Source organism: Halocynthiibacter namhaensis (genome assembly GCF_000812685.1).
In the GTDB taxonomy this organism is placed as follows: domain Bacteria; phylum Pseudomonadota; class Alphaproteobacteria; order Rhodobacterales; family Rhodobacteraceae; genus Halocynthiibacter; species Halocynthiibacter namhaensis.
This window is the reverse complement of the sequence record NZ_JWIF01000014.1, coordinates 15085-26986: the sequence shown is the minus strand read 5'-3', so window position 1 is coordinate 26986 and position 11902 is coordinate 15085. Positions and strand designations below refer to the sequence as shown.

Here is an 11902-nt window from a genome sequence, read left to right as displayed (position 1 = left end):
CCCCAAGGCCAAGCGCTTGCGATTGGCTCAGCCCCATTGCCTTGCGCCACTGCGCCATGGATGCGCCGGATTGCTCGGCTGAGATATCAAAGGCCACGCCCATCTGGGCCGCATCGCGCGCAAATGCAATAAGCTGGGCGCGTTCCTCATCATCGGGCAGCGCTGAATCAACCACACCGGCCTGACCTGCCGCCTCAATGATTGCCGCAATGCCCTCGGCGGCTATGGGGAGCGCGCCGGATGTGGTCATGGCGAGAATGTCTTCCTGCATCTGGGCAAGGCCGTCCGGGCTGTCAAAATCCACGACTTTCGAGACACCGGCCATGGCGCTTTCAAACTCAATCGCGGGCTTTAAAGCCTGATAAAACGCATACCCCGTGGCGGCGATGCCAAGGGCTTGCGATTGCAATCCTTGCATGCGGGCTTGGTTGGCGGCGAGCTGTTCATTTGACCAAGCCACACCAGCGCGCCCGGCCTGTTCCGTCGCCGCACCAATGCCGCGCAAAGCACTTACAGCCCCCGCCGCTGGCCCCGAGACCTGATCGACCAGTTTTAAGATCATCGCAACATTGAGATTGCCGGTGGCCATGGGAGTTAGTCCTGTGTTGTGGCGTTCTGGGCTTCATGGCGGGCGCGGGCTTTTTCACGCCAGCGGGCGAGCTCTTCCACGGCCATTGTGTCCATGTCAGCAGGCGACCAATGGAAGGCAGAGGCGATGTCAGCCATCGCCTCTTCAACATCATCGGGGAGTTTTAATTCGCTTCCAGTTCCAGAACCTGTCCCTCCAACTGGCTCTTCTTCACGAAAAAAAGCACAGTCTTCCCCGCGAGATCCGTGAGGTCTGCAGGATCCAATGCGCCGATCTGGGCGGGCGACAATGGCGGCTGCGTGATACGCGGCAGCAGCTTGATCATGGTGTTGGTTTCCATGCGCATGATATCCACGAGGGAAAGCCCACGCAGCTCACCGCTGGAAGGTTTGCGCAGGGAGATTTCTGAGACCTGTTTGCCGTCGATCTCGACAGCGGTGGCAAGGGCGACAGTGTTCATTTTGGTGACGTTTGACATGGGATTTAATCCAGTTTGAAAGAGGGTTTAATCAGGCGATCACATGCCGCCTGAAGATGTTGGGAAAGTCAGATTGGGCGCGTGATCAGAGACCCATGGCCGCACGGATTTGAGCAAGCTGATCGACGCCACCGATCACGCGTTTGCCCGCCTCGATGTCGATTTCAAAAAGCTCATCGCCATTATGCAGCATGCGAAAACAATCGACTTCCAGCGTGAGTTTCAGGGGCACATCAGAGCCCGGTTTGAGATCACTGAAGTTGACCATCGACCAACGCCCGCCAATGGTGGCAACAAAGCTGTCTGCGGAAAAATCATGTTCGCCCATGGCGCCGGGGCGCAGGGTCATGCGTTGGCGTGTGCCAAACATTTTGATCAGCTCAGGCGGCCAATCGGCCAGGGTCACTTCGGCCTTCATAGCTTCCATGCCCATGTCCTGGGCCATGGGGCCATCCATGCCACCACCCCGGTGGCTGGCCAGTTGCAGTTTAAGCTCTGGCAGTTTGCCCTCAAGCGCGCGGCCAGCATAGCTGACGCCATCAATAAAGGCGCTGAAGTTGCGAATTTTACGCGGGTATTGCATCTCGCATATCCTTATAAATTACGGGAATTGAAAGGGCGCTGCATGCGCCCCCATTGTTAGGCGGCAGCACTCACATCTGAGATCAGCTCATCATAGTAAGTGCCATTGCGATGGGCGCGGAAAATCAGGTGTTCCAGCGGTGCCGGTGGCTCAAAATCAAAATCGATATAGAGCTTGCCTGATTTCAACGTGGTCTCTGTGTTGAGTTCAGGATCAAGCCAGCAATTGAACCCAAGCAATGCGCCGGAATTGATCAATTGTTGCCCCATCGCTTGCACGCCGTCACGAATATCCATGATCAGTTGGGCAGACATTGGACGATCCATTGCCCAAAGATGCGCTTGCTCAATGCTCTCATAGATAATGTCAGCTGTGCGCCGCACAGAGAGGAAGGCCCATTGTGCATCAGCACTGGTGCTTCGATTACCCCACAGGCGGAAGCCATTTCGGCGCACGATGGTGGCAACCTCGGCCTCATTCATGCGATTGGCTTCAGTTGCAGATGAAGACAGATGAAAACTGACAGGCCTTGCAGTACCAGAGATCCCACGGATCACTTGGTTGGAAGGTGACCACCAGAAACCTTTTTCGACGTCACGTTTGGCGATTAACCCAGCAATATAACCTGAGTTTGGCCGCGTGGTATAGGCGGCAGAATCCGTATCAAACACACGCACAGCAGGATCAACGATCAGCAAACGGTCAGAACCGTAGTTTTGCCGATCCAACTTCGCGTCTTCTTCTGTAGTATTTGGGCCATCTTTAACAACGATGGCACGCGTATTGTCACCAATAGTAATCAAGTTTGAAACCACTGGATTTACCCCATCGGCAGGTAATCCAGTTGTGAACCCTGGCGCAGCATTAATACGTGGGACGATGTCCAATTTATTGCCTGCGTTTTGCAAGGCCCATACGCCGGTCCCCGCCGTAGGATCGCCAACAACGTTAGCCATTGTTTCTGCAGCGCTTGAACCTTCAGGTACGAGGCTGACCACAACTTCACTAGCACCATTCTGATATGCTGCCATATAGGCATCTTTGAGTGTTCCTCCCGAGCCGAGTTGAGCCGCATCACGCGGCCCCTTAATCAGCACGGGTTCGTTGCGAGGGAAGCCTTCAGGGGCATCTGGCGCGGTTCCTGCGAAGCCAATTGCTGAGCTTTTTGCAATACGAATGGGGCGAATGCCGTCATCAACTTGGATGACCTCAACCCCGTGAAGAAATTGTTCAGGCATGGATGCCTCCTATGGTTTTGTAAAAGTGGGTTTCTTGGTTTGGATCAGTGCAGCTCATGAAAAATAGCGCCCCTTTTTTGCGTGAGATATGACGCCGGGTTTTGCGCTCGCGGACGTAGCGTCTCTTTGTTCCGGCGCGCACAGCGGGCGTTTCCCGAAAGCGATATTTGCGCTGCCACAGCGTTGCCGCAGTGTCGTTCATTCTGTTGCGCCCAGGTCGAAACACGGATTTGCGCAACGTCCCTGTTTTGCGTTTGCGGCGCGCCAGTTTCTTGAAGATGCGAGATATGAGGCTCATGTGCGGTATCCCCCAATCACATCCTCAAGGCTGGCGTAGCTGTCGCGATATTCAAACGATCCGAACTGCCCGCCAATGCGCACGGCAAGGAATAAAACAACGCTGATCAAAAGCGCTGCAGGCACGGCAATTAGTGACCAGACCACGGGTTGTGAGACCGCATCGCGCAGCATGGCCGTGAAGAACTTCCAATCACAGCGCGCCCGATCCCAACGATCACCGCCAACGGCATAGCCAAAATCATGGTGACGCCAGCTTGCATCTTTAAAGAACCAGCTCGCGGTTTTGGTGATCAGATTGCGCATGTTATTAGGCAACCAGTACGGCCCAACACCATTGCCGAACTGGCGTTGTTGTTGCGTGGTTAAATCATGGAATGATGGGCGGCTCATACTCTGCATCAGACCGCACCCCAAAAGTTGTCATCCGCAAAGTTAGCGGGGATTGGGTTCGTGTTTTTCAAAACCCGCGCCGCATGGATGTGTTGCGATTTATGGGCCATGGCGGCATTGCCAAAAGCCACGACTTGCGCAGGTCCCATGGGCACCAGCGTGTTGTCAGCAGCCAGCCACACAAAAGGCGTGGCGGGGTCTGCCCAATTGACATCATCGCCTGCCTTGCCTGCCATCAACGCACCAATGGCCGATGTGGTGGCACCCGTGATATTGGCAAGGCTTTCAGGGTCGGCCTGGAAGATATGGCCCTCAAAGTTGAAGCCTGCCGTGATGCGCCGGTTGCGTTCCGCGTCAATATCAGCACCCGATACAAGCGGCGCTACATGTTGCCATTCACCAGCAACATCATTCCATTGATGATCATCAGATGGTCTCCCAGGAAGCGCGATCGTTCCCTCAGGATATGAGGCCAAAAGATCAGGGGTTGGTTCCGATACTACTGCCCACATGCCTTTGGAGGAATGGAAAAAATAATACAGCATCAGCTGATCTCCCAGAATGTGGATGTGGTTTTGTTAACTTTGTAATGTTCCCATGGCATCACAAAAAATGACCCTTGATCATATGCGTTGACCAGAGGATGAGACACCCAAACCACCCCATCAACAGATGTGGATAGTGTGGTGTTTGAATTCGCCTCAAAAAGGATGTGCCGCATCTTTGGTGTGTTGTTATGGATGGAAAGATTGGCTGGCCGCAGTCCCGTGACATCCGTTCGGGTCTGACCGACGCCAAACACATGTTCAGATAATGCAAAGCCTGCATTGGTCAGAGCTTGCGCTACTTTTAAGGCGGTCATGACTTTTGTGTCATCAACGCCAGCTTCAGCCTCTGCCTGTGTTGCCACGCTGGTCAAAAGTTGTGCGAGATCAGCCATGCCCCCGGTTAAAGCCTGATCAGCAGCTTTCATACAGAATAAGGCCGCGATATTACGCGGGCGAGTTTCATTTGATGTTTGAACAGTACGTGACGCATCAAAGCCAACGCTACCGCCACCCGCAACACCGTCGCTGCCACTGCCAGTGACTGACGTAGACTGTACGTAAAACGTGCCCGTTTTGATGGAATTGTTATCATTAACATTTCCGTCAAAAGTACCAACAATGTTTTCGATTGCCCAACTCTGTGCCGATCCCAACACGCGCCCCGTATCCACACCACGCCCAGCATCCAAGCCGCGCATGAATTCACCGCGATAATCCGGCAAAAGCGGATTACCAATGACATCGGTCACCACACCGGGTTGCGCCAAAAGATGCGTGCGCAAATCAGGGTAAAGTGCCGTGACTGCGGAACCGTCACAGACCACCCAACCCGCAGGCGCAACGCTTGAATGGAAGCCCGAAACTTGACCGATTGGCACCCCTGCGCCATCGACTTTGGTAGACAACGCGGCGATCTGCGCCAACAACGCAGCCAGTTCACTTTCATTGTCGCCAATCGCAGCGGCCAGTTCATTCAACGTGTCCAACGCACCAGGCGCACCATTGACCAAAGCAGCAATAGCCGCATTGATCTGGGCAGAGACGTCAATATTCCCAAGTGCCAATTTCAGAGCCTCAATTTCTTGCTTGTTATAGAGCGTCCGGTTCGCAAGCTGTTGGGCTGCAATATTCGGGCCACCTGTCTTTGTCGCAAGATTAGGTGGCCCTCCCATGACGGCAGTGCTTGTTTCGACTTGGAAAATTCCAGGTGTAAATTCAGCAATTTCAACAAGATCAGCCATCAGGCAACTCCATAAGTATATGAGCCGTCATAGGTGATGCGGCCATTGTAAGAATTCAGGGCTTCGGTGAAGAATAAGCCCTTTAGGTGGCACCGTGCTGGGGCCACTAGGCGCAGAATGGCGCGCACCTGCGCAGCCTGCTCAATCGTAATCGGGCGAGTCAGATAAACGCGATATTCTGCCCAATGATCAGGCTCGGAATACGTGATTGATCCGTCATATTTGTATGCGCCGTCGTAGGTTTCATAGCCGTAACGCTCAACCACTGTGGCGTCGCCATAACCCGCAGCCTTCAGGGCGCGCCTGACAGATTGCAGCGTGCCTTTGACGCGGTGAATGCTCACAGATTCACGAATGGATGCGCGTTTGGTTTCCTCGCTCCAACCGCTATCCCAAAAATCCACAGACAGCGCCCAAGCAAGCCAAGGCAGCAAATGCACCGGGCATGTGTCTGGGTTCATCAAAGCCGCAACAGGCGTGAGATCTGGACGGCTCACGGCAATGCCACGTTCGCAAGCCAATTCAACACGGGTGGCATTGGGGGGCAAAATGCTATCAGACATTAAAGCCCCCAACCGTCAGGATCGGGGCCGCACCGCAAAACGCAGCCTCATCCGGTGCAATCACCAGATCAACGGCAGGCACAATCAGATCAATATTCTGCACACCGGGCCGAAACAGCGCCGCCGTTAAACCCGCCCGGGTGATGTCATGGCCAAGATTGTGATGGACCGCGATGAACTCAGCAACCTCAGCCTGGGCTGCCGCGAGGATCTGCGCACTGTCAGCGCCGGGCATCAAAGTCAGCACGGCTTCAATGCTGTAAAGAGTGATTGAAGCGGCTTTTACAGTCACGAGATCACACAGCGGGCGGGTCTCATCCAGCACATCCACAACCAATGCCAATAGTGCTGCAGAGGGGGTGCCATCACCACCATGGGCCAGCACAGCAACCTCAACTTCACCCGGCGCGGGGCGGCTGACAGCGGCATCTTTCACCGCACCATCGGCAGAGATCGCATGGAAAATATAAGCCCCGATTGTGCCCGCAGATGTGTGACCTTCAAGCGAAAGCTGGGTGCGCGCACGCAGGGCGGCATCATCTTCCAGGATCTCAGGGATCGGCGGGTCCACCTGATCATCCCCGGCCTGAATGATCAGACGTTCCACGCCCCAAAAGGCCGCCAAGCCATCAAGATTGGGACCAGTCGCCAGCGCCAACATGCAACCGCGTGCATCGTCATTGAACTCTAAGCGATCCAAAAACCGAAACCATGCACAGACCCGCAACAGTTTGCTGACAGGTTCACTTTCCAGTGCCAGAAACGGTGCAAGTTCAGGCATGGCTTGAATGGCCTCAAGCTTCATATCGGCCAGTAAGACCTCATATGCGGCGGGTTTGATGATATCCGGCGCGGGCAGTTTTGAGAGATCGACCTGAGAAAAGCGGCTCATGACGCGCCCCCAGTATTGAAGGGATTATTGACGAGATCCACCGCGACCGGCAGCACACGGCTGTCGCCGGTGACCTCAGCGCTCAGTTCAAGTTCGGCAAAGCCAGCGCGGGCTTGGGTGATCTGCACGCGCTCAAGCTTCAGGCGCGGCTCCCATCGATCCAGCGCCTCAGCAGTTGCCTGATAGACATCAATCAGAGTTTCGCCATTGATGGGCTGGTCAATAATGTCAGGCAGGTCAGAACCATAATCACGCAGCATAACCAGCGTGCCTTTGGGCGTGGTGAGGATGTCAGCGATGGATTGCGCCAAATGCGCATCCCCCGTGATCCTACGCCCCGTCTGGCGATCCATGCCTGTGCTGACAGCAATGTTCATTTGCGCGCACGTTTCTTGGTTTCGGTTGCAGCTTTTGCGGCAAGGCCTGTGGATTTGACCAAAGGATCATCCAGCGCGCCGGTCAGCTCAACTTTGGGGCTTGCGTCTGAGGCCAGTGTCACCTGTTCATATTTGGCCGCATGTGCGGTCATCCGCAGGGACGTGCCCTTGGCGCACCATTTGCCAGCAATCCAGCCGTCAGCATTTGCGATATAGTCCTGTGGTTTTTCCATCAGTTGGGTTCTCCTGTATTTGCGGGACCGGGTTTGATGCCGGAATGCGTGTGGTGAACAAGGCTGACACCGCTGGCGATCACGTCACCAGAAACAATCATCGTGCCGTTCACGTGGATCTCGCCGCCATTGAGATTGATCATTGGCGTGCCGGCATCTGAACTGGGGGCATTGCCTGCATAGATTGAGCAAATGATCATCGCCTGCGCCATGTCACCTGAAGGTGCGGCGACCACGACTTGTTCGCCCTCACTTGGCATCCACCAGAATTGAATCGCACCGGCGCTGAGTTGCCCCACCTGAATAAACGGCGTGAGAAGATCCCCGATCTGCACACGCGCCGCAGATTTGGCAGGGTCCACAGCCGTGACGCGGCCCACGGAAATAATATTGGCAATCCGGCGATCTGCTTCTGAATCGGCATATGACATCAGCTTGCCCCGCTGATCGGCGTGCCACCGACATAGATTTGCGCGCCAAGCGGTGCCGGGCTGGATTGGAAAAACGTGATCGGTTGGTTCCAGGTCACCGCCCAAAGCGAGACGCCGCTGTCTTTGCTTTTGGCTGAGATCAGCGTGTGCATCGCCACGCCTTGCGCCTGACCACAGGCTGGATTACCCCAGTTTTTTCCGGGCACCAATTCCAGCAACACCTGGCAGATATTGGCGGCCGCCAGATCACGTTGCAGGCCAAGCGCATCTTTGCACACGACATAAGCCGCCATTGAAAGCAGGAACTCAGTGGAATGTCCGGCGTAACCTTCACCCTGTTTGGCCCCAAGTGTTGAGATCACAACGGCAGGTGACGTGAGGCCGCTTTTCTTCAGCTCTTCCAGCGAGAATTTTCCGGCATGTGGTTTGCAGGCTTTGAGATCCGGCAAGCGGATGCTGACCTCATCACAAATGATCTGTGGCAGGTTTGAAAGTGTATCGGGGGCGGCGCTCATTGCAGGGTCCCGTCCATATGGGCGGTCACGAGATCGCGCAGATCTTCAACATCATCAGATGACATGCCAAGATAGGGACGCTCAGGCATACCGCTGCCAATCTCTTCACCGCCAAGCTGGTGATGAGCGGCGTAAATCAGGTTTGAACCCACGGTGACATCGCTGCCCTGGGTATAGCTTTGCACGCTTTCGAGCAGGTTGTTTTCCCCAACCAAAAGCGAATGTTTGTCATGATTGCGGGTCTCATCATAAGCCTCAGACCATTCCGCCCAGGGCGTGCCATCGGGCGCTTCCTTGGTTTCAAATCGGTTCTTGGCAGAGCTTTCCAAAAGTGTCCCGGCATCATCAGCCAGCTGCGCCATTTCAAAACCCTGCAATCGCGCAAGCCTGCGGATCGCGTCATCAAGACCGGGTGCTGTCAGAGAAAGAGCAATGCCTGACATCTCAAAGCCCCCGCATTTTGGCACGGGTGAAGATGCGCTCCGGGCCACCGGATACAATCGGTTGCGGGCGAGCTGGTGCCGTGGTGCCGGGTGTTGGGTTTCCAGACGTTGCGCCGGGCATAATCAATGCCGCCGTGCCGCGCGCAATATCTTTGAGGTGCTTGATTGTATCTTCATAACGGCGGCGGTGTTCTTCGGTCAGCACGTCGCGCGACAAGGCCAGACGATAGACCGCGATATCGACGCAGAACTGCATCAGGATCGCAGGTGCGTTTGCCAGCGGAAGGCTGTAGCGCGCACCAATATAGCTGTCGATTTCCCCAGAGGCGAGATCCATGGCCCGCGCAATCGCCGGGGCATCGGCCACACCATCGCCATCCCGATCCGCTACATAAAGCGCATCCTCGGAATAGATCAGTGTGATATCTGCCTGACTGGCATAGGCCATGGATAAGGTCCGTTCTCTGGGGTGTGGAAATTAGTCTTCGGTGCTGTCGTCAGCGGGCAAGATTGTTGCCCACACCGCATCACGCTCAGCAGCTGAGATCTTGCCGAGATCATCCGACAACAGCGCATTCAGCGCATCAACGCGGGGCTTGCCGTCTTTCTGGAAATCTTCCGGGCTCAGCGTTTGGATCGCTTCAGAGATCTGCGTGGCACGATCTTGCAATTCTGCCGCATCGGCATCAGAGGCGGGTTTGATGATCAGCATGCGCTCACCTGTGAGGCGCAGCCATTGCTCATCCGTGAAGTCTTTCACCTGAGCAATCACACCGGCTTTGCTGAATTGTTTACCGCAACGCCAAAAGCCAGTGGCAGCGCGCGCGGCAATGAGAACGGGTCCTGTGGGGATCATGGGATCTGCTTTCAGAAAATGGGGAGAGATTGACGGGCCGTGATGGCCCGCCCTATGTCAATTCTTGCGCTGGATTAGGTCAGCCAGGAGGTGTCGAGAACATCAACCGCGTTGTAATTGGCATTGGATGCACCACCATCGCCCAACATCACCTTCACGGTTTTATTGGCTTGCGACCGTAGTTTTGGACCAACTACCAGCAGGCTTGGCTTGATGCCCAATGGGCGACCATTGCTGTCTTTAAGCAGGCGCATCGCTTCAATCGCCGCGTCCAGGCTGTCGCCATCAAGGGCGGCATTGGAGGCATAGGCCATCTGCCACAGACCAAAGCCCACATTGCTGCGCGCATCGACACCGTAAAGGAATTCTTTGTTGTGGAAGACATGATCTGAGTGGTTCGGATCGGTGTGGGAGACAAATTCAGGTTTCTTGCGCTCTTGATGCACCATGGGTTTGAGAGGCCGGGTTGTATCCACAAGATACCACCAGGGATTGGTGCCAAGGCCTGAAGCATCCACATTGGACACGGCAGTTGCGGCACCAGCTTCATCGAAAGACGGGTGATCCGTGTCGAAGAAATACTGCCCGTCATAGCAAAGTTCACTGCGGCCCTGTGCCATCAGGCCAAAGGTCAGATCATCCGGCTGTTGCGCGGCACTGACACCCATTTCCTGAAACAATGGCGCGTAGATCCCAAGGTTGTCATCCTCAATATCATTGCGACCAACACTGACCGTGGCCTCAAAGTCTTTATTGGCGATGGAATAGCTATGGCTTTTCATATCTTTGACCGCACGCGCGCCAACCCATTCCCGCATTTTGGGGAACTTGCCGAGCCAACCATAGGTCTCAGAGGCTGAGGTTGAGGTGATCGTGGTGGCAACGCGATTGTAGTCGCTATCCGGGCGCGTCGCTGTGAACGCGTCTTGAAAGTTCTTTTTATAACCGACCTGAAGGGCGGTAAGAATGGCGGGGGTGACCATCATGGCAGATTACTCCTAGGATTTGCCTGCGATGAAATCAGCCTCTGACATGCCCAAGGCAGTGCAGACGGCCAGCTCATCGCCGGTCAATTTTGTGGTTTTGTTTTCGTCGGGGTTTTTGCCATCAAGGCCGCTGCCACCCGCGATCACAGGGGACGCCGCGATCATGCTTTGGAAACGCGCAAGCCCGCCTTCAGCCTGACAAGACGCCAGATGATAATCACGGCTGGCCGGTGCGATCTTGCCCGCAGTCACCGCATCATCAAGGGCGGTATTGATCGCCAGTTCTTCGCGCTCAGTCTCAGCCGCTTCAAACTGTGAAGCGCGATTTAAAGCCAGTTCAAAGTCAGCGCGCGGCACAAACAATGTCGGATCAGGCGTCTGCGCCCGGTTCATGGCTGTGGTTTCTGCCGCTTTCAACGCAGTGATCGCAGTCACAGCTTGCGCAGGCGTTGCATCGGAATTGAGGCCGAGCGCCTCAAGGACATCTTTGTCCATCAGGGTGTTCTCCTTTTCAGCGCCGTCACGATTGAGGGCAACAAGATCTAAGTTGGGATTATTGGTCAGACCCGCAGAAACCATGCGCGACACGGAACCTGTGCGTTTGGCAGCGGAAAACACGGGACTCAGATAGCGATAAGAACGCGCACGCAGCAGCGCTTCGCCATCTTCATTCCATTTGACGCGGCCCCAGAGACCGGTTGCGCGCGCTTCCATCTCATGGATCCAGCCCATGGCCGGTGCCGCTTCCGCACGCGCGCCCTTAATCTGGGTCGCATGTTCAAGGTCAATTGGCAGATCAATGCCACGGTTGCGGAAGGTATCAACCACCGCACCCGCGTCATTCATCGTCCAAACACGGCCATCAATGCCGCGAATGCCCGGGCCTGCCGGAATAAGCTGAACCCACTCCGGCAGATCGCCTTCTGCAAAGTTCAGCTCTAAGATTTCTAAAGGGGTCTGATCAGTATCCATGTGGCGACAATGCCAAACCCGCGCAAGGAAAAGCGCCCCGACAAGTGTCGGGGTCAGAAATAATCTGAAAGTAAGGGAAAAGGAATAATCGCGCGCCGAAACCTAAGGTCTCAGAAATAAGCCACAGAGCGCGATCCCTGCCAAAAGGCTACGACGCCCCGGAAAATTCCGCAAGCGCGCCACAGACCCTTTTAAACACCTTTTAACGGCGAAGGTGGGGGCTGGATGCGGCTGCACATAACTTGAAACGTGTGTCGCCATAATAAG

Annotated in this window: 20 protein-coding genes; all 20 read right to left on the bottom strand. The window is 55.2% G+C overall.

What is annotated here, in order from left to right; all coding sequences use genetic code 11:
- A partial coding sequence (locus RJ38_RS02510) for a phage tail tape measure protein (protein WP_039017345.1) occupies positions 1 to 589 on the bottom strand: 589 nt, incomplete at its 3' end.
- A gap of 5 nt (positions 590 to 594) precedes the next feature.
- Positions 595 to 726: a GpE family phage tail protein gene (locus tag RJ38_RS18400; protein ID WP_082005603.1), complete on the bottom strand. Its 132-nt coding sequence runs from the start codon at positions 724 to 726 to the stop codon at positions 595 to 597.
- A gap of 26 nt (positions 727 to 752) precedes the next feature.
- Positions 753 to 1067 (bottom strand): phage tail assembly protein, encoded by a 315-nt coding sequence (locus RJ38_RS02505; protein WP_039017344.1) that lies wholly within the window; start codon positions 1065 to 1067, stop codon positions 753 to 755.
- Between the two features lie 85 nt (positions 1068 to 1152).
- Positions 1153 to 1650 (bottom strand): phage major tail tube protein, encoded by a 498-nt coding sequence (locus RJ38_RS02500; RefSeq protein ID WP_039017343.1) that lies wholly within the window; start codon positions 1648 to 1650, stop codon positions 1153 to 1155.
- 56 nt (positions 1651 to 1706) lie between these two features.
- Positions 1707 to 2888 (bottom strand): phage tail sheath subtilisin-like domain-containing protein, encoded by a 1182-nt coding sequence (locus RJ38_RS02495; protein ID WP_039017342.1) that lies wholly within the window; start codon positions 2886 to 2888, stop codon positions 1707 to 1709.
- The gene (locus RJ38_RS02490; RefSeq protein WP_039017341.1) at positions 2881 to 3186 is read right to left on the bottom strand and encodes a hypothetical protein; all 306 of its coding nucleotides are present in this window, start codon (positions 3184 to 3186) and stop codon (positions 2881 to 2883) included. Before RJ38_RS02490 ends, RJ38_RS02495 begins: the two co-directional genes overlap by 8 nt.
- Positions 3183 to 3578: a hypothetical protein gene (locus tag RJ38_RS02485; RefSeq protein WP_039017340.1), complete on the bottom strand. Its 396-nt coding sequence runs from the start codon at positions 3576 to 3578 to the stop codon at positions 3183 to 3185. Before RJ38_RS02485 ends, RJ38_RS02490 begins: the two co-directional genes overlap by 4 nt.
- 8 nt (positions 3579 to 3586) lie before the next feature.
- Positions 3587 to 4123 carry a DUF4376 domain-containing protein gene (locus RJ38_RS02480; RefSeq protein WP_039017339.1) on the bottom strand — a complete coding sequence of 179 codons (537 nt, stop codon included), beginning with the start codon at positions 4121 to 4123 and terminating at the stop codon, positions 3587 to 3589.
- Entirely contained in the window at positions 4123 to 5367 is a 1245-nt protein-coding gene (locus RJ38_RS17940; protein ID WP_039017357.1) for a phage tail protein, read from the bottom strand. The genes RJ38_RS02480 and RJ38_RS17940 overlap by 1 nt, the downstream gene beginning before the upstream one ends.
- The gene (locus RJ38_RS02470; protein ID WP_039017338.1) at positions 5367 to 5930 is read right to left on the bottom strand and encodes a phage tail protein I; all 564 of its coding nucleotides are present in this window, start codon (positions 5928 to 5930) and stop codon (positions 5367 to 5369) included. Before RJ38_RS02470 ends, RJ38_RS17940 begins: the two co-directional genes overlap by 1 nt.
- Positions 5923 to 6822 (bottom strand): baseplate assembly protein, encoded by a 900-nt coding sequence (locus RJ38_RS02465; RefSeq protein WP_039017337.1) that lies wholly within the window; start codon positions 6820 to 6822, stop codon positions 5923 to 5925. The genes RJ38_RS02470 and RJ38_RS02465 overlap by 8 nt, the downstream gene beginning before the upstream one ends.
- Complete coding sequence (locus RJ38_RS02460) at positions 6819 to 7199, bottom strand: GPW/gp25 family protein (protein ID WP_039017336.1); 381 nt, start codon at positions 7197 to 7199, stop codon at positions 6819 to 6821. Before RJ38_RS02460 ends, RJ38_RS02465 begins: the two co-directional genes overlap by 4 nt.
- Entirely contained in the window at positions 7196 to 7432 is a 237-nt protein-coding gene (locus RJ38_RS02455) for a hypothetical protein (RefSeq protein WP_039017335.1), read from the bottom strand. The genes RJ38_RS02460 and RJ38_RS02455 overlap by 4 nt, the downstream gene beginning before the upstream one ends.
- Complete coding sequence (locus tag RJ38_RS17935) at positions 7432 to 7863, bottom strand: phage baseplate assembly protein V (protein ID WP_052245146.1); 432 nt, start codon at positions 7861 to 7863, stop codon at positions 7432 to 7434. The genes RJ38_RS02455 and RJ38_RS17935 overlap by 1 nt, the downstream gene beginning before the upstream one ends.
- Entirely contained in the window at positions 7863 to 8378 is a 516-nt protein-coding gene (locus RJ38_RS02445; protein ID WP_039017334.1) for a hypothetical protein, read from the bottom strand. Before RJ38_RS02445 ends, RJ38_RS17935 begins: the two co-directional genes overlap by 1 nt.
- A complete protein-coding gene (locus RJ38_RS02440) occupies positions 8375 to 8821 on the bottom strand; it encodes a phage virion morphogenesis protein (RefSeq protein WP_052245145.1) in 447 nt (148 codons plus the stop codon). The genes RJ38_RS02445 and RJ38_RS02440 overlap by 4 nt, the downstream gene beginning before the upstream one ends.
- 1 nt (position 8822) lies before the next feature.
- Positions 8823 to 9269 (bottom strand): gp436 family protein, encoded by a 447-nt coding sequence (locus RJ38_RS02435; protein WP_052245144.1) that lies wholly within the window; start codon positions 9267 to 9269, stop codon positions 8823 to 8825.
- A gap of 30 nt (positions 9270 to 9299) precedes the next feature.
- Positions 9300 to 9677, bottom strand: a complete 378-nt coding sequence (locus RJ38_RS02430) for a hypothetical protein (RefSeq protein ID WP_039017333.1) — start codon at positions 9675 to 9677, stop codon at positions 9300 to 9302.
- Between the two features lie 74 nt (positions 9678 to 9751).
- Positions 9752 to 10663, bottom strand: a complete 912-nt coding sequence (locus tag RJ38_RS02425; protein WP_039017332.1) for a Mu-like prophage major head subunit gpT family protein — start codon at positions 10661 to 10663, stop codon at positions 9752 to 9754.
- A 12-nt stretch (positions 10664 to 10675) separates the two neighbouring features.
- Positions 10676 to 11635 (bottom strand): phage protease, encoded by a 960-nt coding sequence (locus RJ38_RS02420; RefSeq protein ID WP_039017331.1) that lies wholly within the window; start codon positions 11633 to 11635, stop codon positions 10676 to 10678.
- Positions 11636 to 11902: the final 267 nt, after the last annotated feature.